Genomic DNA, 21627 nt, shown 5'->3' with positions numbered 1-21627 from the left:
TCGACGGCCGGGCCGGGTCCTCCCGCGCCCGGCCGCCACTGCCGGCCGTGCGTGTTCCGGCCGGCGGTGGCGGGTCCGGATGCCGGACCGCGCCGGGCGTGCGACGCTGCACGGCATGACGTTCGTCCGGCAGCACACCGCGTTGGCGCAGGCCTACGACGGCATCACCCGGGTGGTCGCCGACCTCGACGACGACGCCCTGCAACGTCCCACCCGGTGTCGCGGCTGGCTCGTCGCCGACCTGCTCTTCCACCTGCTCTACGACGCCCAACGGGCGCTGGTCACGCTGGCCAGCCACGCCGCCGGGCCGGCCGACACCGACGACGTGAGCTACTGGCGCTCGTTCCCGGCCGGCGCCGATCCCGACGCGGCGGCCCGGCACGCGTGGTGGGTCCGCCGCTCGGCCGCCGCCTTCGACCGGCCCGGCGGCGTGGTCCGGATCTGGGCGGACACCGCCCCGGCCGCCGTCCGCGCGGCGGGTGCCGCCGATCCGCAGGGTTGCGTCACCACCCAGGGGCACGTACTGCGGGTGCCCGACTTCCTGGCCACGCTGACCACCGAGGCCGTCGTGCACCACCTCGACCTGGTGCCCGACCTGCCCGACGCGCCGCCACCCGGAGTGCTGGCCGTCGCGGTCGCGGTCGCCACCATGGACGGCCTGCTCAGCGACGACACCGTCCGGCCCGCCGACTGGGACGACCTGACCTACCTGGGCAAGGCCACCGGTCGGGAGCCGCTGACCGACCGGGACCGGGTGGCGCTGGGCGAGGCCGCCGGCTGGTTCCCGCTACTCGGCTGAGTCACCGGCCGGCGTCGGGTCAGACGATCGCCATGTCGACGAAGCGGGACAGGTGCAGTTGCGCCGCCACCGTGATCGAGTCGGTGGGCCCATTTCTGTGCTTGGCAACAATGAAATCCGCCTCCCCGGCGCGCGGCGACTCCTTGTCGTAGTAGTCGTCGCGGTGCAACAGGATGACGACGTCGGCGTCCTGCTCGATCGAGTTGTGGGTGGCGATCCCGTTGGCGACGAAATTGTGGGTGCCGAGTACCGTCGCGTCGAAAACGTCCTGCTCGCCGAGTGACTCGATCGAGGTGATCTCGTCCCAGAAGATGTCGTTGGTGGCGTGCAGTTCGAGGTCGGCGGCGTCGAGCACCGAGGCGATCTTCGCCAGTCGGGATCGGCTCGGTGCGCGCTTCCACAGCGCGCTTCCACAGAACTGGGTACCGATGGCCCGGGCGAACTCCCGGTGGCTCATGCCCCGGTCCACTAGGACGTCCCGAACCCGGCTCCACACCTCGGTCGGTACCGTGTCGACGTTGGTGTTGCCCACGACCGTCTCCAGCACCGTGAGCAGCGCTTCACACTTCACGGCGCGCTCCCCGTGCACCCCGATCTCCCGCAGGAACCGCAGTTGGTCGTCCCGGCCCGAGATGTCGAGGGTGTACTGGGGACGGTGGTCAGCTACCGGAACGACTTTGAGGCGTGCGGTGATGCCGTACCGCAGGAGGAGCCGGGAGATGTCCTCAAGCATTCTGCGACTGGTGGAGGAGAAGTAGACACGTCCGCCCCTACCCGACTTGTTGACATGGACCGAGCCGTCGGTCGACCACAGGTGGCGCAGGAAAAGCGTGACCTGCTCCTTGGGCATACTGAAGATCGCCTGCGGAATGAACTTCTCGTGCGAACGCAGCCCGAAGAGCCCCAGCCCGTCGAGCCATTCTGCAATTGGATTACGCCGTCCACGGGCCAGTCGGTACGGTGCGGGCAGCCGGAGCGTCGTGACCCGGGCGGCCTCGTATTCGTCCCGTACGGCGCTGATTCCGAAGTGCTTCGCGGCCTCGGCCACTGCCACCAGGTTTTCCTCGTCCCTGCTGGCGTACCGGATCGGCTGGCGTCTGACGAACGAACCGTCACCAAGCAGGTGCGCGAGCAGTACCACCTCCGCCTCCACCCACGGCCGGATCGCCAGCGGCGGGGGCAGGTGTCTCGGCGTAGCCAGCCGCGCTCCGACAGCCAGCTCACCGAGCGGCACCCACCCGGCGAAGGTGAGGAAAGGATGGTTCGCCGTCGCGTCGATCTGCTTCCCCGACGCGAGGGTCAGCCGGAACACCTCGCGCCGACCGCTGGGGAAGACATGCGTCATGGTCCGGGGCGAGTACCGCAGATTCTCGTCGAGCGCCCAGACCGGGATTTCCCTCGTCCCGGCCTTCAGCAGCTCGCCCATGGTGACTTCCGCATTGGTGTCGGCCCGGATCAGTCGGGTCTCCGCGGTCAGACAGCCCGACTCCCGCAGGTCGGACAATTGTGGTCGCTTGTCGGTGCGTTGCTCGGGACCACGGTTGAGCTGGCTGACCGCGATCACCGGGCACTCGACCTCCTTGGCCAGCAGCTTCAGGCCACGGGACAGGTCCGCGACCTCCTGCTGCCGGCTCTCGGTGCGCTTCGGTGAGGTCATCAGCTGGAGGTAGTCGACGACGATCATCTTGAGGTCGTGCTTCTGCTTGAGCCGCCGCGCCTTCGCCCGGATCTCCATCAGGTTCATGCTCGGGGTGTCGTCCACGAACAGCGGCGCCTCGCTGATCTCGCCCATGCAGCGGGCCAGCTTGGTCCAGTCGTCGTCGGAGAGCTGACCGCTGCGCAGCACGTGCAGCGGGACCCGCGCCTCGGCCGAGAGAAGCCGCATGACGATCTCGACCTTGCTCATTTCCAGCGAGAAGATGGCGGCGGCCTGGTTGGCCCGGATCGCCGCGTTACGGGCGAAGTCCATGCTGGCCGTGCTGTTGTGGGTGGGGATCATCGACCGGCCGGCCAGGTAGAGGTGGTCCGGGTTGTCGACGGTCACGCACCGCACCGGCACGCTGGCCACCGGCCGGACGTCCACCACGTACCGCACACCCGGGTCGGTGCGCAGGCGGACGGCCTCGGCGGACGCCCTGGGCTCCCGGCGGAAGACGGCGTCCGGGGTGGCGAAGGCGACCGTGTACGTGGTCCCGGTCCGGCCGGGTGCCGGCTGCTCGGTCAGCGTGCAGCGGTAGCCGAGACCCACCACGAGTTCCCGTACGTCGCCGGCGAGCCGCCGCGAGACCGCGGTGTACCGGTGCTCGCCGGTCGGGGTGAGGGTGCCGGCGGTGTCCATCAGCCCGGCGAGCAGCGCCCGACGTTGCGCCTCGGAGCCGCGCAGGTAGTCGCGGGGGATGTGCTTGTCCGCGAGGACACCGATCTCCCGCAGCGTCGTCAGGAAGGATGCGGCCAGGTGCCCCGGGTCGGCCCGGCCGTCGCCGAGCCAGCCACCCAGGCCGTACGGGGGGATGGGCACCGCCCGCTCGGGCAGTTGCAGGGGGGCGCAGGTGGCGACGGCGTGGCGGGGGCGTCCCTCCGGCCCGGTACGCAGCGTCGCCGCGATCTGTGCCGTGGTGAGCACGCCGTCCTCGGCAGGGTCCTGGGCCGCGTCGGCCGGCGTGCCGCCCGCCGGGGCGAGGGCCCGCGTCCGGGTGGTGGTCCGCCACAGGTGCCCGGCGTCGGCGACGATCACGCTGCCGTCGGAGAACTCGACCTCATAGCAGGGCCGCCCGTGCATCACGGCGAAGGCGGCGGTGACGGTGGTCGGCGTGCCGTCCGCGGCGAGCAGCCGGTCGCCGACCTCGACCTCGCCCATGGTGGTCCAGCCGTCCGGGGTGGGCAGCGGCGTGTCCAGTGCCAGCGCCTTACCGAGACCGGGGCGGCCGGCCACGATGATGAGCTGCCCCGGGTGCAGGCCGTTGAGCAGCCGGTCCAGGTCGGTGAAGCCGGTCGGCACGCCGGTCATCACGCCGCCCTGCGCGCCGACCGCCTCGATCTCGTCGAGGGTGGGCTGGAGCATGTCGGCGAGCACCGCGAAGTCCTCGCTGACCCGCCGTTCGGTGATCTCGTAGACCGCCTGCTGGGCCAGGTCGACGACGTCGTCGACGTCCCGGCTGCCACCGGCGGCGGTGCCGTAGCCGAGCTGCACGATCCGGGTGCCCGCCTCGACCAGGCGGCGCAGCACGGCGCGTTCGCTGACGATCCGGGCGTAGTAGGAGGCGTTCGCCGCGGTCGGTACGGCCGCCATGCAGGTGTGCAGGTAGGGGGCGCCGCCGACCCGGGCGAGGTCCCCGGAGTCGGCCAGGGCCGCCGCCACGGTGATGCCGTCGGCGGGCTCACCGCGACCGTAGATGTCGAGGATCGCGTCGAAGATGGTGGCGTGGACGGGCCGGTAGAAGTCGGTGGACTTGAGGATCTCGACGACGTCGGCGATCGCGTCCTTGGAGAGCAGCATGCCGCCGAGGACGCACTGCTCGGCGGCGACGTCCTGCGGTGGGGTCTTGTCGAACTGGCCGTCGCGGGGCGGCGGGGCGGACGGGGTCCCCGCGACCCGGGGCTCCGCCCGCATGTCGTCGGTGATCGACACGGTTCCCCCTCCACAGCGTCGCGGTTGCCCCGGCGGTACGCCGGCGGTGACACCGTCCGGTCAGGTCGATCGGGGGGCCATCGCGCGACCGGTCGGTGCCCCACGATACGGACCGCGAGGTCAGACCCTCAACCGGCGCGGTGGATGAGCCTCGGGACAACCTGTGGACGCGCGTGGACAACCATGTGCGCAGCGTGTGCACAGCCTGTGGAAAACTGTGGGGGAATTCAGGGCCACAACGCTGTGAGCTGCGGTTTCACTATCCACACCCTGTGGACGAATATTTTCCGGTAAGGCTCTTGGGTCGGTCTTCCCGTACTATCTCTGCGAAACGGCTACACCTGGACAGCGGATTGCACTTTCGGTTGAGAAGGGTCACGCTCCGGCCGTGAGTTACCGGGACTGGGAGCGCGGGGAGGGCAGCCCGCGCGCGCGTCAGCCGATCGCCCCGTGGGACGACCTCGGCGACCCGGTTCCGTCGGATTCATATTCCTCGACGGACCGCTACCGTACGCCGAGTCGGCGTCGGGCGGTCGAGCGTGGCCAGCAGGAGCCTGTCGACGCCTACCTGCCGCGATGGGCGGTCGAGTCGGGCATCGCGCACGCCGACGGACGGGGCCGGCACGCCGCCCCGGACGACGACGAGGACGACACCCGCCGGGCTGCCGGGGTGGGCCGGCGGGCGGCCAGGCGGCGGCGGGAGAGCGAGCGCCGGGAGGCGCGGGCGATCGGCGCGGGCCCCGGCTCGGACGACCACACCCGCGAGTGGACCTTCGACCGCCCCCAGCAGGAGCAGGGATACGTCGGGAGCCGGCGGGCGGACGCCGACGAGGGTGAGCCGGTCTCCGGGGCGGCCCCGACGGCCCGTCCGCGCCGGGCGTCGTCGCGTCGTCCGGAGGTGATCTGGTCCGGCGGTGACGATTCCGACCTGCCCGTGGAGGCCGTTCCCGAGCAGCCGCCCCGGCGTCGGCGACGCAACACCGACGAGTCGTGGGCCCGGCCGCTGACCGACCCGGCGAGCCGTCCGGCGGCCGACCCGTGGAGCCGGTCGGCCGAGCCGGAACCGGACTACCGCCCCGCGGTGGACCCGTGGGACGCCTCCGGTGTGCACGGTTGGCAGAGTCCCGCCACCGACGACCGGTGGGACCGGCTCGGCGGGTCGTCGCGGTGGGGGCAGAGCGACAGCACCGGCCAGTGGGGCCGGTTCACCGACACCGCCGGGTGGGACCGGACGGACGTCGGCCGGTGGGGTCCGGTGGGCACGGACCGTGACGGGTGGGACGGCCGGGATCCGGGCCGGGTCGACCGGCCGGACCGCGCGGGCGTCGACCCGTGGGACCGGGGTGGGCCCGACCGGCGGGACGCGGGCGACGGGGACCGGTGGGAACGGTCGGTGCCGCCCCGGTCGTCGCAGCCGGTCACCGGGGAGGGCTGGCCGTGGGGCGAGCAACCGGAGGGCTTCTGGTCGGGTACCCGCCTGGCGGGCGACGACCCCCGTTGGATGGACCCGCCGACGTCGGCGCCCCGGTCCCCCGTGGTGGGTTACACCGCGCCGCGTCCCCGGGCGGCTCCGGGCCGTCGGGCCGAGTCGGCGTCCCGGCGGGCGGCGTCGGTGCCCGGACGGGCGGCGTCGGCGTCCTCGCTGCGGGAGCGGATCGGCTCGGTGGGCGCCGGCTCGTGGAACCGTCGTCTGGAGGACGACCTGCTCGACCCGGACCCGGGTGGTCCGCTGCGTCCGTTGGTCTACACGGCCGCCTGTTACCTGGTGCCGGCGGTGCTGGTGTTCCTGTGGCTGTTGACCCTGGACGGTCAGCCGCCAGCCGGTTGTGTCACGGACATCAGCGGGGGCGGGTGTGAGCCGCCGCGGACCCACGCGCTGGGTTCGCTGGTCGCGGGTGGCCCCCGGTTCGGTCTGTCGTTGCTGAGCAGCCTGGTGGTGGCGGTGCTGCTGCGTCGGGTCGGGACGACCTGGCGGCCGGCGACGGTGGCGCTGGCGGCGGCGGTGGTCGGCGGCGGCCTGTCCACCGTGATGATCAGTGCGGTCACCGGTCAGCCGATCGGCTGAGCGGGCGGTGCCGAGGCCCCTGTGGGGCCGTGCCCGGTGGGAAGTGCGTCGTGGCCCGCACCGGATGCCGGTGCGGGCCACGACGGGTGGTGCCGTGTGCGGTGAGGTCAGCCCTGGACGACGTTGAGGTCGAACGTGGCGGACACCTCGGGGTGCAGCTTGATCTTCACCGGGTAGGAGCCGGTCGACTTGATGTGACCGGGCATCTCCAGCCGACGGCGGTCGAGGGTCGGGCCACCGGCCGCCTTGACGGCGTCGATGACCTCGGCCGGGGTGACCGAGCCGAAGAGCCGACCGCCGTCACCGGCGCGGACCTTCAGGCTGACCTTCAGACCTTCGAGCTGGCCCTTGACCTCGTTGGCGTGGCCGAGGTCGCGGATCTCCCGGGCCGAGCGGGCCCGCTTGATGACCGTGACCTGCTTCTCCGCACCCTTGGTCCAGCTGATCGCGAAGCCCTGCGGCAGCAGGTAGTTACGGCCGTAGCCGTTCTTGACCTCGACGATGTCGCCGGGGGCACCGAGACCGGAAACTTCCTGGGTCAGGATGATCTTCATGTCGGTGCCTCCTCTCAGCGGGCCGTGGCGGTGTACGGCAGGAGCGCCATCTCGCGGGCGTTCTTGACCGCACGGGCGATCTGCCGCTGCTGCTGGGAGGTGACCCCGGTCACCCGCCGAGCGCGGATCTTGCCGCGGTCGGAGATGAACTTGCGCAGCAGCGCGGTGTCCTTGTAATCGATATAGGTGATCCCGTCCTTGTCGAGCGGGTTCACCTTCTTCTTCGGCTTGCGAAGTGCCGCAGCCTTGGCCATTGCACGTGCTCCTGGTTTGCGATCGCGGGCGCTCGGCGCCATTAGAACGGAGGCTCCTCGTCGAAGTTGCCGCCCGAACCACCGCGGGAGGAGGGGGCCGGAGCAGCAGACGCCCAGGGGTCGTCGAAGTTGCCTCCGCCGCCGCCCTGGTTGCCACCGCCACCGGAGCCGAAGCCACCGCCGCCGCCACCGGAGCGCGACATCTTCTGCACCTTCGCCGTGGCGTAGCGCAGCGACGGGCCGATCTCGTCGACCTCGAGCTCGATGACGGTGCGCTTCTCGCCCTCGCGGGTCTCGTACGACCGCTGACGCAGCCGTCCCGAGACGATCACGCGGGCGCCGCGCTGGAGCGACTCGGCGACGTGCTCCGCCGCCTGCCGCCACACGGTGCAGGCCAGGAAGAGCGGCTCGCCGTCCTTCCATTCGTTGGTGGTCCTGTCCATGAACCGGGGCGTCGAAGCGACCCGGAACTTGGCGACCGCCGCACCGGACGGGGTGAACCGCAACTCGGGGTCATCGGTCAGATTGCCGATGACCGTGATGGTGGTGTCTCCTGCCATGACCATCTCCTCGCGCACTCATCGTTGCGTCGTACAGGTTCTCAGAACCGTGCGACATCTCCGACGAGGCTGATCCGGGCGAACCGGGTTGAATGCTTAGCGCATCTCCGGCCGGATGACCTTGGTGCGCAGCACGGACTCGTTCAGCCGCAGCTGGCGGTCGAGTTCGGCCACCGCCTCCGGCGTCGCCTGAAGGTCGACGACGGCGTAGATGCCCTCGGCCTTCTTGTTGATCTCGTACGCGAGGCGCCGGCGGCCCCACACGTCGGTCTTCTCCACCGAGCCACCCGCGGTCCGGATCACGTTCAGGTACGTGTCGAGCGACGGGGCGACGGTGCGCTCCTCGAGACTGGGATCGAGGATCACCATGACTTCGTAGTGACGCAAGACGTGCTCACCTCCTGTGGGCTAGGCGGCCACGGTCCTTCCGTGGCAGGAGGTCGTGCGTCGTGCCCGCCCCGCGCCGGGGGAACCCGGCCGGACGCGGACAACCGGACCAGGATACCCGGTCCCGACGATCACCCCCGGACAGGTCGACCCGGCCGGCCGGCGGTGAGGGGCGGGGGACGGCGACAGGGGTCCGCCGCGACACCCGAAGGCTGACGGCGGACCCCTGTCCACGGGGCCGCGGGGCGTCCCGTCCGCATTCCTTGGGTGGGACCTGGGGAGGAACGACCACACCGATGAGGTTGGATCGAGGACACCCCGCGGAGCTTCATCCTGTTGTTATCTGACGATACAACGACGATCGTCACGTGATAGCCGAATTGAAACTATTCGTCCGGCTGTTCCACTCCCCTCAACGATCGCCGGCCCCGACCGGTGACGCCGTACGCTCCGCGCGGCGGCGGACGGGCGCGACTTGCCCGCGACCGTCACCTCTCGCACGTCGGGGGCGGGACGTAGGCTCGCCTGCATGCGTATCGGAGCCCACGTCGACCAGGCCGACCCGTTGGCGGAGGCGGCCACCCGTGCCGCCGAGGCGGTGCAGTTCTTCCTCTCCGACCCGCAGGGCTGGAAGGCCCCGAAACCCCGGGAGGACGCCGACCGGCTGCGCGCCGCCGAGGTCGACATCTACGTCCACGCCCCGTACGTCATCAACGTGGCCACCCTCAACAACCGGATCCGCATCCCCAGCCGCAAGCTGCTGCTGGGCCACGCCACCGCGGCGGCGCAGCTCGACGCCCGGGGGCTGATCGTGCACGGCGGCCACGTCAACGCCGGTGACGACCTCGCGGTCGGCTTCGACAACTGGCGCAAGACCTTCGCGTACGCGGCCGACTCCGGCGGGTTCCCCGTCCCGGTGCTGATCGAGAACACCGCCGGCGGCGACAACGCCTGCGCCCGGCGGCTCGACGCGCTGGCCCGGCTCTGGGACGCCCTCGGTGACTACGAGGTGGGCTTCTGTCTCGACACCTGCCACGCGTACGCCGGTGGCGAGGAACTGCTCGACCTGGTCGACCGGGTCAAGGCGATCACCGGCCGGATCGACCTGGTGCACGCGAACAACTCCAAGGGCGGGTTCAACTCCGGCCAGGACCGGCACGACAACCTCGACGGCGGCACCATCGACCCGGAGCTGCTGGTGGCGGTGATCCGGGCGGCCGACGCCCCGGTCATCGTGGAGACCCCCGGCGGGGCGACCGGCCAGGGCGCGGACATCGCCTTCCTCCGCGAACAGCTCGGCACGGGGGCCTGAACGGCGATGACCACCAACGCGACGGGCGGCAGCCCACCCTCACGGCAGACCGGCGGCACGGACCCCACCCCCGGGGCGGGATCGCCGCAGGACCGGCCGGCGCCCGACGCGCGCGACAGCTCCGAGCCGGACGGTAACGGGCTACCCCCGACCACCGACTCCGACCTGAAGCCGGCCGGGTCCGGCGCAGAGGCCCAGCTGGCGGGGACGACGACGGAGAAGCCCGCAGCGGCGGCAGCCGACCAGACCGGCACTACGCCCGACCAGACCGGCAGGCGCAGGACCTGGAAGGACATGTTCCGCAGAAGCAGGGCCGGCAAGGACGACGCCGGCACGGACGAGGCGAAGAAGGACGACCCCGGCGAGGACAAGGCCGGGAAAGACGAGGCCGGCAAGGACCGAAGCGACGAGCCGGCCGGGAGCGGAGCGGAGCGGCAGGAGCCGGCCGCCGAGGCCGATCCGTGGACCTCGTTCGCGCCCGCGCCGGAGCCGGTGCCCGGCCGCCCCGGACGCGCCGTCCGCGCCACCGGCCGGTTCCTGGTGCACGAGTGGACGCTCGCCGTCCTCGCCTCGCTCGCCCTGGCCGTGGGACTGACCTGGCCCACCCTGCGCTACCCGCTCTACACGCTCCCCCAGGACTACTGGGATCCGAGTCTCCAGGCCTGGCAGATGGCCTGGTCCGGGCACGCCCTGCGGACGAACCCGGGGCAGCTGTTCCAGTCCAACACGTTCTTCCCGGAGCCGTGGAGCTTCGCCTTCTCCGACATGCTGCTCGGGTACGCCCCGGCCGGCCTGCTCGGCACCGGCCCGGACGCCGCGGTGCTCCGCTACAACATCATGTTCGTGCTGGCCCACGCGATGGCCACCTTCGGGGCGTACGTGCTGGCCCGGCAGTTGGGCGCGGGCCGGATCGGCTCGGCGGTCGCCGGGGTCAGCTACACCTACGCCCCCTGGCTGCTGGCCCAGGCGGGGCACCTGCACATCGTCTCCAACGGTGGTATCCCGCTGGCGCTGGCCATGCTGGCCCGGGGCCACGGCTGGTCGCTGCGGCACGGCTACCGCCCCGAACGCCGCCGGGCCGGCTGGGCGTACGCCGGGTGGGTGGTGGCCGCCTGGCAGCTCAGCCTGGGCTTCGGCATCGGCCTGGTGTTCGCGTACGTCCTCGCGCTGACCCTGCTGGTCTCGGCGGCGGTGTGGTTCTGGCGGCGGCTACGGGGCGCGCGGCGGCCCTTCGGTCGTCGGTTGTTCATCGCCGACCTGGTCGGCGGGCTGCTCTTCGCCGCCGTCGGCGCGCTGCTGGCGGTGCCGTACTTCAAGGTCGCCGAGCTACACCCGAACGCGGAACGCACGCTCGGCGACATCGGTGTCTACTCGCCGCCGGCCAGCGGTTTCTTCACCGCGCCCGCCGAGTCGTGGATCTGGGGCGGGCTGCACGAGGGGGCGCGGGCCGCGTTGCCCTGGCATCCGGAGATGACCCTGCTGCCGGGCTTCGTGCTGTACGCGCTGGCGGCCGGTGGGCTCTTCTTCTCGGTGTGGCGGCTGCGGCACCGGCTGCTGATGCTCGCCGGGGTGATCGTCACCATGGTGCTGGCCATGGGGACCCGGTTCTTCGACGGCACCTTCACCTACGCCCCGCTGTTCGAGCACCTGCCGGGGTTCAACGGGCTGCGTACGCCGGGGCGGATGATGCTCTGGACGACGCTGCTGCTCGGCCTGCTCGCGGCCGGTGCGGTGAGCGCTTTCGCCCGACGGGTACGCGAGATCAGCGCCGACCGGGTGCCCGCCCGGCCGTCGCCGTGGCTGCGGGCGGTCACCCTGCTGCCGCTGCTGCTGGTGCTGGTGGAAGGGCTGAACGACACCCCGCACCCGGTCGTGCCGGAGCAGCCGGTGGCGATGCGCACGGTGGAGGGTCCGCTGCTGGTGCTGCCCAGTGGCCAGAACCAGGACCAGCCGGTGATGCTCTGGTCGACCACCCGGTTCCAGCAGGTGGTCAACGGGGGCAGCGGCTTCACCCCGAAGCAGCTCGACGACGTACGCCGGGTGTCGGCGGCCTTCCCCGACCAGACCAGCGTCGACTACCTGCGCACCCTCGGCGTGCGCAACGTGGTGGTGCTACGGGACCAGATCGTCGGTACGCCGTGGGAGGTGACGGTGGAGGCGCCGGTCGAACAGTTGGGCATCACCCGCCAGCAGGTCGGCAACGCCGTCGTGTTCCGTCTCTGAGGTCGGGGTTGCGGTGGGGGTCTGCCGGGCGCATGGGCGTCCCGGACCAGCACGTCCGGGTGGGGGTTGGGGTTGAGTGGTTTCAGGCGGGGGTGGGGGCTGGTTCCGGTTCGGGGGTGGGGGTCTTGCGGCGGAATCTGTCCAGCCAGGGGGCGTCGGGGGCCCCGTCGAGCACGCCGCCGTCCGGATCGTCGAGGTAGGTCTGGCGGACCGCGTCGCGCTCCGGGTGCAGGATGTCCTTGACGATCAGGACGCAGAGCACCACCACCGTGCCGAGCCGCAGCGACGAGGCCAGCACGAAGACCCCCTCGGGGAAGACCGGCCGGCTGGTGGCCGAGCCGAGCAGTTCGCCGTAGAAGGCGGCGAAGTAGCACACCTCGGCGAACTGCCAGGCGAGGAAGGCCCCCCAGCGGGGACGGGCGAGCACCGCCAGCGGCAGCAGCCAGAGCACGAACTGCTGCGACCAGACCTTGCTGAAGATCAGGAAGGCGGCCACCACCAGGAACGCGAGTTGGGCCAGCCGGGGCCGTCGGGGTGCCCGCAGCGCCAGTACGGCAATGCCGATGCAGGCCAGCCCGAACAGGGCGTACGACAGGTTGTTGAGGGTCGGGATGTTGGCGTTCAGCCACTGGAACGGGCCCTGGTCGCCGGGGGCGCCGGTGTTCACCTTGCCGTCGAGGTACCGCCCGATGTACCAGAGCGTGCCCCAGTCGATGGGTCGGGTGGTGTTCAGCTCGAAGAACCGTCCCCAGTTGTCGGGGTAGCGGATCGCCGTCGGCAGGTTCACCGCGACCAGCGCGACCAGGCCGGTGGCGACGGCGGTGAGCGCGGCCCGTAGCCGACCGGCGCGCAGGCCGAGGATCAGGATCGGGCCGAGCAGGAACAGCGGCCACATCTTCGCCGCGCCGCCGAGACCGAGCAGGACGCCGGCCAGGGCGGGTTGTCGTTTCGCCCAGGCGGCCAGCCCGAAGGCGGCCAGCCCGATGGCGAGGAAGTCCCAGTTGACGGTGGCGGTGAGGAACAACGCCGGTGCCAGGGCGAACAGGGCTCCGTCCCACGGTCGTCGACGGCGCAGGGCGAGGATCACCCCGACGGTGGCGACGGCGAGCGCACTGAGGGTCAACGCGTTGGCGTTGTAGAACCAGCGGCCCTGGTTGATCGTCGGGTCGTCGACGCCCAGCGAGTGCACCGGCAGGCCAAGCGCGCCCATCATGTAGCCGGTGAGCACCGGGTACTCCACCGGGTGGTCCCGGTAGGGGACCTTGCCCTCGTGCAGGCCCTCGGCGTAGTAGAGGGCCAGCACGTCGGTGTAGCACATCCGGGTGTACTGGATGTTGTTCTGCCAGGCACCGTTCTGGCAGGGCGCCTTCTGCACCCAGTGCAGGGCCAGGGTCAGGCAGGCCAGGGCCAGCACGATCCGGGCGGCCGTCCAGAACCGGCTCTCCCGGCCGGCGGGCCGGTCGACGGCGACCGCATGGTCGCCGAGCGGCCCGCCGATCGCCTCGGAGACGCCTCGGACGAAGCCGTCCGATCGGGACGGGTGGTCGCTGCTCCCGGCGTCGTCGATGCCGGCCGTCGGCTGGGTGCTCATGAGAATGCATCCTGCCCTATGAATGGCTCCCGGACGAGCAGCATGTCGCGGTGCGGAATCCGTTCGCCCGACGCGGACCATCCCACCCGCGACATGCCGCTGCCGGCGACCGCAGGTCTGCAGGTCGCCGGCAGCGGCATTGACGCTCGTCGGTGCGGGTTCGGCTCAGTCCCGGGCGCGTGGGGTCGGCAGCAGGCCGCCGCCGTTCCCGCCGTTCTGGCCGGGGAGATTCTGGTTGGGCGGGGTCAGTGGATTGCCCCCCTGGTTCCCTCCCTGATTCCCACCCTGGTTGCCGCCTTGGTTCCCACCCTGGTTGCCGCCCTGGTTCCCACCCTGGTTGTTGCCGTCCTGGTTGCCGCCGCCGAGGAGGCACTGCAGGTCGGTCGGGGCGCAGTTCTGGCCGTTCGGGTTCGACGGCGGCGGCGGGGGCGGCGGCGGGGTGCCGTTGCCGGACTCCGGGTCACCGACGTTCGCCGCCGGCGGGAAGTCCAGCTTGTCCTCGCCCTTGAGCGCGCCGTTCATGACCCGTTCCCAGATCTCGCCGGGCATGGTGGCACCGCTGATGTTGTCGCCGTTGTTCAGCTTGATCGCTTCCCGCTTGCCCTTGTTGCCCACCCAGACGGCGGTGGCGAGCTGCGGGGTGTACCCGATAGTCCAGGCGTCACCGTTCTGGTTGGTGCCCTCCTTGAGCTCCCAGGTGCCGGTCTTGGCGGTCGACTTCCGGCCGTCCGCCAGGGAATGGCTGATCCGGCCCGGGTAGGCCTCCAACACGTCGGTCACGTCGGCGACCACGTCCGGGTTGATCCGCGGCTGCGGCTTGAGCTGCTCACCGCCGAGCTTCTCCCACTTGCCGGTCTCCTTGTTCTGCTTCTCGGCGGAGATCAGGAAGTGGGCCTTGTTGTAGATGCCCTTGTTGGCGAAGGTGGCGATGCCGTTGGCGTGGTCGAGCACGGTGATCGGGTACTGGCCGTAGGCGACCACGTGGTAGAAGGGGTCGGGCGCCAGGTCGGCGGCCTTCTCCTTGGTCAGGTCGTGCCCCTTGGGCGGGCTCACGTTGGTCTGCCACATCATCCTGACACCGGCCTTGGCCGCCATGTCGACGATCTTGTCGGGCCCGATGTCCAGGCTGACGTGGTAGAACGGGACGTTCAACGACTGCAGCGTCGACTCCCGCAGCGTGCAGGAGTCCCCGCACTTGGGGTTGTCGTTGCCGGCGTTGCTGACCCGGAACTCCACGCCCTCCGGGGTGAACGCCCGGCCCTTCCAGCGCGACTCGACGGACTTGCCGGCCTCCAGCGCCGCCGCCAGCGTGTAGATCTTGAAGCTGGAGCCGGGCGAGTGCCCACCGGTGACGTTGCCGTTGGTGTCGGTGTTGGTCCCGGCGTAGTCGGTGCCGGTGCCGTCGTCCCCGCCGTAGTAGCCGAGCACCCGGCCGTTGCGCGGGTCGATGGAGACCACGGCGGCCATCAGGTTCTTGCGGGCGCCGTCCAGCTCGGAGCCCTTGGTGCTGCGCTGGGCGGCGCTGGTGACGGCCTTCTGCACCTTGTTGTCGATGGTGGTCCTGATCCGGTAACCGCCCTCGCGGAGCATCGCCGAACAGCGCGGCTTACGTTCGGTCACCTCCGCGTCGTTGTCGGTGCAGAGCTTCTTCTCCCGCATCTCCGCCGACACGTAGTTGATGACGTTGCCGATCGGGGTGTTGACCCCGAACTTGACGCCCGACCGGGATTCCTTGGGGGTCTGCAACGTCTTCGTCGGGTACTCCGTCGGATGCGCCGGCCGGCCGGGGGCGTCGACCCAGCGCATCTCGATCATGTTCTTGATGACGTAGTCCCAGCGGTCCTTGGCCTCGGTGGGGTTGATCGACGGGTCGAAGCCCTTGTGCGTGGCGCTCGGCTCCGGTTGCTTGATCAACGCGGCGAGCACGGCGGCCTCGGCCACGTCGACCTTCGAGACCGACTTGCCGAAGTACGCCCAGGCCGCCGCCTCGATGCCGTACGCGTTGCGACCGAAGTAGATGGTGTTGAGGTAGTGCTCCATGATCTGTTCCTTGGTGAACTGATCGTTGAGCTTGGAGGCGACGATCGCCTCCTTCACCTTCCGCGCGTACGAGTCGTCTTGGAGGTTCTCGTAGGCGTTGCGGGCGTACTGCTGGGTGATCGTCGAGGCACCCTGCTTGTCGCCGTTGGAGAGGTTGTTCCAGGCGGCGCGGGCGATGCCCTTGTAGTCGACACCGGCGTGCTCGTAGAAGTTCTTGTCCTCCGCCGCCGCCACCGCGTCGCGCATGTGCTGCGGGATCTGGTTGATCGAGACGAAGGTGCGGTTCTGCTCGCCCACCTTGGCGATGACCGTCTTGTTGTCGCTCGCGTAGATGGTGGTGGCCAGCGGCAGCTTGATCTGGTTCGGCAGCACGACGGTGGTGGAGTAGTAGGTGAACCCGACCACGCCGAGGCCGGCGAGCATGATGAAGACCGCGAAGCTGGCGATCAACAGGTTGATCCGCTTGCGCCGCTTCGCCCGCGCCAGCGCGTCCGGGTCACCCGGACCGCGTCCGCGCCCGCCACCCGCACCGCCGTGGCCACGACCCGGCCCGTTCGGCCCGTTCGGGCCACCCGGCCCGCCGCTGACCTGGGCGACGCCGGCCCGCGCCACGGAGGCCCGCCCGGCGGAGCCGACCGAGGCCGCGCCGACGCTGGCCCGGCCCGCGGAGGCCGTCCCCACCGACGCCCGGCCGGCCGGCCCGCCCGCCGGGGAGACCGGCACCGACGCCCGACCCGGGCCACCCCATCCCGGCGAGGCCGGGGAGACCGGCACCGAGGCCCGACCCGGCCCGGCCGGCGAGACCGGCACGGAGGCCCGGCCCGGGACGGCCCGGCCGACGGAGGCCGATCCGGCGGCGCCACCTGTGGCGCGCGGCGGGGGGACCGCCGCCGAGGCCCGCCCGGTGGGCGCGGCACCGCCGACCGGGGCCCGGCCCGCCGGGGCCGCGCCCCGGGCGTCACCGCCCCGCCGGGGGTACCCGTCGTCCGCCCCCGGTCCGGGGCCGCCGTTCGAACCCGGTACCTGGGCCCGCGCACGCGGGGAACTGGGATCGCCGTACGAGTTCATTCCTCACACCCTGCCGGTCGCGGTGGGACGCGGGGGCGTCACCACCGGGTTGCCGTGAGTTGACACACGCGTCGGGAGGCCGGCGCGGAGCCGGGGACGCGCTGCAAATTCCACATCATTCGGGCCATTCGGGCCGAGGTGCCGCCGGTCACGGTGACTGTGTCGTACGCCACCCGAATCGACCGGATCAGCCAGGTTCACCGTTGCGCCTCTCGCCTTCGCCCCTGCGTGGCAGTGGTCGCGGCGTCCGCCGCACCCTGCTCCGGGCCGCCCTCGGCCAGCCCGTCCCGGCCGAGCAGGAACTGCTCGACGAGATGGTTCCAGTCACAGCCGAGGCACACCTCCACCACGAAGACCTGGAACTCACGCAGCGTCATCGCCAACACGGGCAATTCGGCCAGGGAGCGCGCCTGGCCGGCCGACTGCCTGAGTTCGTCCCCGTAAATGTAGTGGACGTGGGTCAGGTTCTCGCTCCGGCAGATCGGACACCGTTCGTCGGTCGGTTCGCCGTGGAAGCGGGCGGCGTTCTTCAGGTACGGCGACGCGTCGCAGACGTCGTACGTGCCGACCCGCCCGGCGTGGAGGTCACGCAGCACTGCCCGCTTCTGCAGCGAGTAGTCGACCACCTGGCGAGACGTACGCATGCGGGAAAGGGTACGCGCTCCGGTCGGGTGGGGCGACCACCGTCACGATCCGTGAAGAGGCCGGCGCGCAACGGGGGTTTGCCCGGACACCGATCGAGGTACTAACGTGCGATGTATCGGTCCGATACATCGAGGCGGTTGACCTTCCGCCCCGACGGCAGGGGAAGGGTGGCCCGTGCTGGAACTCGCCATCCTCGGCCTCCTCCAGGAGTCCCCGATGCACGGCTACGAACTCCGCAAGGAGCTCGCCGCCAAGCTCGGCGCCATCCGGGCGGCGATCAGCTACGGCTCGCTCTACCCCACCCTGCGCAGGTTGCAGGCGGCGGGTTGGATCACCGAGGCCGCCGACGCCCCGGCCACCGCCGAGGAGGTTCCCGCGCTGACCAGCCGGCGCGGTCGGGTGGTCTACAAGATCACCGCTGAGGGCAAGGAACGGTTCGCCCAACTGATCGCGCAGGCCGGACCGGAGACGTACGACGACACGGGTTTCGGCGTGCACTTCGCGTTCTTCGCCCGCACCGACCAGGCGACCCGGCTGCGCATCCTGGAGGGCCGCCGGCGCACGATCGAGGAACGTCGCGAAGGACTTCGGGACGTGCTGGGCCGGGCGGCCGAGCGGCTCGACGCGTACACCCTGGAACTGCAACGCCACGGCCTCGACGCCTGCGAGCGTGAGGTCCGCTGGCTGGAGGAGCTCATCGCCAACGAGCGCTCCGGCCGTGCCCCGACCGCCCCGCGACCCGGGGTGGCCGACGGTCCACGAGACAACAACAGCCCGCCTCCGCCTGGAGAGTCCAGGAAAGAGCGGCCGTGATGAAGAAGAAGGAGGCAGACGCTATGGGCTCCGTCCGCGTCGCCATCGTCGGTGTGGGTAACTGCGCCTCGTCCCTCGTGCAGGGCGTGGAGTACTACCGCAACGCCGACCCGAACGACCGCGTCCCGGGTCTCATGCACGTCACCTTCGGCGACTACCACGTCTCGGACGTGGACTTTGTCGCGGCGTTCGACGTGGACGCCAAGAAGGTCGGCATGGACCTCGCGGAGGCGATCGTCGCCAGCGAGAACAACACCATCAAGCTCTGCGACGTGCCGCCCACCGGCGTCAGCGTCCAGCGCGGCCCGACCTTCGACGGCCTGGGCCAGTACTACCGCGAGATCATCGAGGAGTCGGACGCCGAGGCGGTCGACGTCGTCAAGGCGCTGCGCGACGCCCGCGCCGAGGTGGTCGTCTGCTACCTGCCGGTCGGTTCCGAGCAGGCGGCCAAGTTCTACGCCCAGGCCGCGATCGACGCCGGCTGCGCCTTCGTCAACGCGCTGCCGGTCTTCATCGCCTCCGACCCGCAGTGGGCGCAGAAGTTCACCGACGCCGGCCTGCCGATCGTCGGCGACGACATCAAGAGCCAGGTCGGTGCCACCATCGTGCACCGCGCGCTGGCGAAGCTGTTCGAGGACCGGGGCGTCGAGCTGCTGCGCACCTACCAGCTCAACTTCGGCGGCAACATGGACTTCATGAACATGCTGGAGCGCAACCGGCTGGTCTCGAAGAAGATCTCGAAGACCCAGTCGGTCACGTCCCAGATCCCGCACGAGATGGTCAAGAGCGACGTACACATCGGCCCGTCGGACCACGTGCCGTGGCTGGACGACCGCAAGTGGGCGTACATCCGGCTGGAGGGTCGTTCCTTCGGCGACACCCCGCTCAACGCCGAGCTGAAGCTCGAGGTGTGGGACTCGCCGAACTCGGCAGGCGTCATCATCGACGCCGTCCGGGCCGCGAAGATCGCGCTGGACCGCAAGATCGGTGGCCCGATCCTGTCGGCCTCCTCGTACTTCATGAAGTCCCCGCCGGTGCAGTACGCCGACCACGACGCGCACGCCGCCGTCGAGGGCTTCATCACCGGCGACGTCGAGCGCTGACGCGCCGACCACCGCACCGTCGAGGGCCGGGTCCGTTCGGACCCGGCCCTCGACGTACCGCCCTGACGGGCGTGCTCAGGGAAGCAGACCGCTCAGGTGGGTGCCGTTGGTGCCGCCACGGCGGGACTCCGCCGGGCCCTCGGGCTCGTCGTGGTAGTCACGGAGATTCTGGTGACGGGCCTGGAGCCCGTCGGTGCCGGAAAGAGGCGGCACGGGGTCGGTCGCGGCGGATTGCGGCCGGCGGCCGGCCCCGCGCAGCAGTTCGGCGGCGTACGCGCTGACCGCGTCTCCCCGCCGGGCGTGCAGTCCCACCTCGTGCTCGGTCAGTGACATCTCGTGCTCGGCACGCCTCATCCGGGACCGGCGCTCGATCTCGTCCTGTTCGGCCATGTACCCCTCGCCCAGCCGCCGCTCCTCGGTGGCCATCCGCTCGGCGAAGGTCCGCAGGGCCACCCCGGCCCGGAGCTTGAACACCTCGTCGTAGCCGCTGGTGCCGCCGAAGAACTTGACCACCACCGGCAGACAGTCGACGGCTACGAAGAAGAGCCGGATCGCCCAGGTGCCGACGAAGAGCGCGAAACTGCTGCCGGAGAGGGTGTGCAGGGCGTCCATCCGCTCCAGGAAGCCGATCCGGCCCTGGTGGCTGCGGGCCTCGGCGACCCGCTGATCGATCCGGGTGTTCCGGTCGGCTTCGAAATCGGCGCGGGCGGTGCCCAGGTTCCGTTGCAGTCCGTCGAGCCGGTCCCGCAGCGCAGCCAGTTTGATGGTGTTCTCCCCCACCCGGCTCGTCCTGGTGAACTTCTCAGCGGCCTCCCGGCGTAGCCGGCAGAGCTCACCGTCGCCCCGCCGGCCGCTGAACCCGTCCCGTGCGCTGCCGCCGCCCCCGCACTCCCGCATGGCGTCGTTCTCGAGTTTCTTGAGCGTGGCGCTGTCCGCAGTGACCACCTTGGTCAGGGCCGCCACCTCGCTGCGGACTCCGGCGAGTTCCCGCTGGGTCGAGCCGGGGGTCACCGCGAAGGTGAGGGTGTAGTCCCGGCACTCGGGGGAGACCTCGGCGGTCGGGGAGATCGCCCGGTCCTCGCCGTTGCATTTGACCAGGTTGGTCCGCAGGGTGTCGAGTTGGGCGCTCCGCTCGTCCCGGATGTGCTGCTCGATCGCGGTCTCGAAGATCCGCATGATCAGCGGTTCGGCGATGATGAACCCGAACATCAGCGCCACGGTGAGCCGCATGATCAGCGAACCGAACCGTCGGGCGCTGCCCACCATGCTGGTGACCAGCAGGCGGTCCAGGTTCAGCACGAACAACGCCCAGAGCAGCGCCGGCAACAGCGGCAGCAGGGAGACCGCGCCGAGTGACTGGCTGACCGCGACGAACATCGAGCACCCGGCGATCACGGCCGTGCCGAGGACCACCCCACCGAGGGCGGTGTGCCGAGCCCGCTCGTGCCAGACCTCCCGGAGCAGGGACTCGTCCACGCCGGCGAGTGCGCGCAGCAGCCGGGGCGGACTCAGGCGACGGTCGGTCGACAGGTTCTGCTGGTCAGGCAATGTCTTCCTCGCTGGGGATCGGGTCGGGCTCGGTCGATTCGGTGTCACGCTCCGCGGCGGGTCTGGCCCGGGGGCCGGCGTCCACCGCGCCGACGGTCTCCGTGCCCTCGGCGAGCATGCGTGACGGGACGGCGCCCATGCTGCGTCCGGCCACCTCGTCGAGCAGCCGCACCGGGTCGATGGGCATCCGGTCGAAGTAGCCCCGGTCGACCATCATCTGGAGGGTGGCACCGAGTTGCTGACGGCGCTCCCGGTCGTCGTCGTGCATCCGTTCGGAGAGTTGACCCACGTTGATCTCGTTCCGGGCGATCCCGAGTGCGTCGACGTAGGCCGGGCCGGCGGCGATTAGGTCCCGGTACCGCTGGACCTCGATGTCCTGCCAGGCCATGTCGAGCCGGCCCTCGTCGTGCTGCCACTTCTTGTCCCTGATCCGGCGACTCTGCTCGCGCAGGTCACGGGAGGGGTCCACGACAACCGAGTTGAGCTCGATCGACATACCCCGGACGTTCGGCGGCACCAGCGTGCAGTACGCGGTGATCTGCGCGTCGACCACCCGACGGACCTCGTTGATGTCGTCGATGCGGTAGCTCAGTCCCAGGGTCTTCAGGTCCCGGTCCTGCGCCAGGTGGCTGGTGAGGAGCGCGGCCAGGTCGCTCAGCCCGGACTCGGCGACCGCCTCCGGTGCGAGCACCTGGCAGCGGAAGGTCGCCGCGACGGAGAAGTCGTCGGCCGCGCTGGTGGAGGGGATCGTGAACTGCGCGGTGATCAGCGACGGCCGGCGCAGCACCAGACTGACCGCGACCGCCTCGACCACCGTCGGGTCGGCAAGGTCGACGTGTCGGTCGCCGTAGAGCCGCTGCCGGCCGTCGACCTTGAAGACGTAGACCGCCCCCGGGGGCAGGTCCGGCAGGTCGGCCCGGTCACGCCGGGCGGTGAACAGAAGTCGACGCGGCACCACCGGCAGCGTCTTCTCGAAGAGCACGGGATATCCCATGAAAGAATTTCCTTCCCTGGTGTCGGTTCGAGGTCGACCCATG

General features: G+C 70.9%; 16 protein-coding genes. 6 read left to right on the top strand and 10 right to left on the bottom strand.

The features are described 5' to 3' along the window. Positions 1-115 precede the first annotated feature (115 nt). Entirely contained in the window at positions 116-799 is a 684-nt protein-coding gene (locus ACN260_RS29605; protein WP_422754035.1) for a maleylpyruvate isomerase N-terminal domain-containing protein, read from the top strand. A 19-nt stretch (positions 800-818) separates the two neighbouring features. Here ACN260_RS29605 and ACN260_RS29600 read toward each other — a convergent pair whose 3' ends face one another. After that, positions 819-4409 (bottom strand): replicative DNA helicase, encoded by a 3591-nt coding sequence (locus tag ACN260_RS29600; protein WP_422756871.1) that lies wholly within the window; start codon positions 4407-4409, stop codon positions 819-821. A 406-nt stretch (positions 4410-4815) separates the two neighbouring features. On the opposite strand from ACN260_RS29600, the gene ACN260_RS29595 reads away from it, so the two are divergent. Next, positions 4816-6492 carry a hypothetical protein gene (locus tag ACN260_RS29595; protein ID WP_422754034.1) on the top strand — a complete coding sequence of 559 codons (1677 nt, stop codon included), beginning with the start codon at positions 4816-4818 and terminating at the stop codon, positions 6490-6492. Between the two features lie 107 nt (positions 6493-6599). On the opposite strand, the gene rplI is transcribed toward ACN260_RS29595, so the two are convergent. From rplI to rpsF, 4 genes are all read right to left on the bottom strand, one after another. Beyond that, positions 6600-7046, bottom strand: a complete 447-nt coding sequence (gene rplI, locus ACN260_RS29590; RefSeq protein WP_422754033.1) for a 50S ribosomal protein L9 — start codon at positions 7044-7046, stop codon at positions 6600-6602. Positions 7047-7060: 14 nt separating this feature from the next. Then, positions 7061-7300, bottom strand: a complete 240-nt coding sequence (gene rpsR / locus ACN260_RS29585) for a 30S ribosomal protein S18 (protein WP_007073789.1) — start codon at positions 7298-7300, stop codon at positions 7061-7063. A gap of 41 nt (positions 7301-7341) precedes the next feature. Continuing rightward, positions 7342-7878, bottom strand: coding sequence for a single-stranded DNA-binding protein (locus ACN260_RS29580; RefSeq protein ID WP_194822166.1), 537 nt, complete (start codon positions 7876-7878; stop codon positions 7342-7344). Between the two features lie 78 nt (positions 7879-7956). Then, positions 7957-8247, bottom strand: coding sequence for a 30S ribosomal protein S6 (gene rpsF / locus ACN260_RS29575; protein WP_088643630.1), 291 nt, complete (start codon positions 8245-8247; stop codon positions 7957-7959). 529 nt (positions 8248-8776) lie between these two features. On the opposite strand from rpsF, the gene ACN260_RS29570 reads away from it, so the two are divergent. Further along, positions 8777-9559, top strand: coding sequence for a deoxyribonuclease IV (locus tag ACN260_RS29570; RefSeq protein ID WP_422754032.1), 783 nt, complete (start codon positions 8777-8779; stop codon positions 9557-9559). A 6-nt stretch (positions 9560-9565) separates the two neighbouring features. Then, the gene (locus ACN260_RS29565) at positions 9566-11782 is read left to right on the top strand and encodes a hypothetical protein (RefSeq protein ID WP_422754031.1); all 2217 of its coding nucleotides are present in this window, start codon (positions 9566-9568) and stop codon (positions 11780-11782) included. A gap of 82 nt (positions 11783-11864) precedes the next feature. On the opposite strand, the gene ACN260_RS29560 is transcribed toward ACN260_RS29565, so the two are convergent. The 3 genes from ACN260_RS29560 to ACN260_RS29550 all read right to left on the bottom strand — a co-directional run bounded on the left by ACN260_RS29560 (position 11865) and on the right by ACN260_RS29550 (position 17125). Beyond that, complete coding sequence (locus ACN260_RS29560) at positions 11865-13373, bottom strand: glycosyltransferase family 87 protein (RefSeq protein ID WP_422754030.1); 1509 nt, start codon at positions 13371-13373, stop codon at positions 11865-11867. A gap of 165 nt (positions 13374-13538) precedes the next feature. After that, a complete protein-coding gene (locus tag ACN260_RS29555; RefSeq protein ID WP_422754029.1) occupies positions 13539-16481 on the bottom strand; it encodes a transglycosylase domain-containing protein in 2943 nt (980 codons plus the stop codon). Between the two features lie 197 nt (positions 16482-16678). Beyond that, positions 16679-17125: a DUF5318 domain-containing protein gene (locus tag ACN260_RS29550; protein WP_422754028.1), complete on the bottom strand. Its 447-nt coding sequence runs from the start codon at positions 17123-17125 to the stop codon at positions 16679-16681. Positions 17126-17300: 175 nt separating this feature from the next. Here ACN260_RS29550 and ACN260_RS29545 point away from each other — a divergent pair, with 175 nt between their 5' ends. Continuing rightward, positions 17301-17939 (top strand): PadR family transcriptional regulator, encoded by a 639-nt coding sequence (locus ACN260_RS29545; RefSeq protein ID WP_204925499.1) that lies wholly within the window; start codon positions 17301-17303, stop codon positions 17937-17939. A gap of 23 nt (positions 17940-17962) precedes the next feature. Next, positions 17963-19042, top strand: coding sequence for an inositol-3-phosphate synthase (locus ACN260_RS29540; RefSeq protein WP_364309423.1), 1080 nt, complete (start codon positions 17963-17965; stop codon positions 19040-19042). A 75-nt stretch (positions 19043-19117) separates the two neighbouring features. Here ACN260_RS29540 and ACN260_RS29535 read toward each other — a convergent pair whose 3' ends face one another. Together ACN260_RS29535 and ACN260_RS29530 are read right to left on the bottom strand one after the other, a co-directional pair. Further along, positions 19118-20590, bottom strand: a complete 1473-nt coding sequence (locus ACN260_RS29535) for a DUF4407 domain-containing protein (protein WP_422754027.1) — start codon at positions 20588-20590, stop codon at positions 19118-19120. After that, on the bottom strand, positions 20583-21584 hold the full coding sequence (locus ACN260_RS29530) for a hypothetical protein (RefSeq protein WP_422754026.1): 1002 nt from the start codon (positions 21582-21584) through the stop codon (positions 20583-20585). The genes ACN260_RS29535 and ACN260_RS29530 overlap by 8 nt, the downstream gene beginning before the upstream one ends. Between the last annotated feature and the right edge of the window lie 43 nt (positions 21585-21627).

The sequence above is a fragment of the Micromonospora sp. WMMD708 genome (assembly GCF_049315245.1).
GTDB classification, from domain to species: Bacteria; Actinomycetota; Actinomycetes; order Mycobacteriales; family Micromonosporaceae; genus Micromonospora; species Micromonospora wenchangensis.
This window is presented reverse-complemented; position numbering and strand designations above follow the sequence as displayed.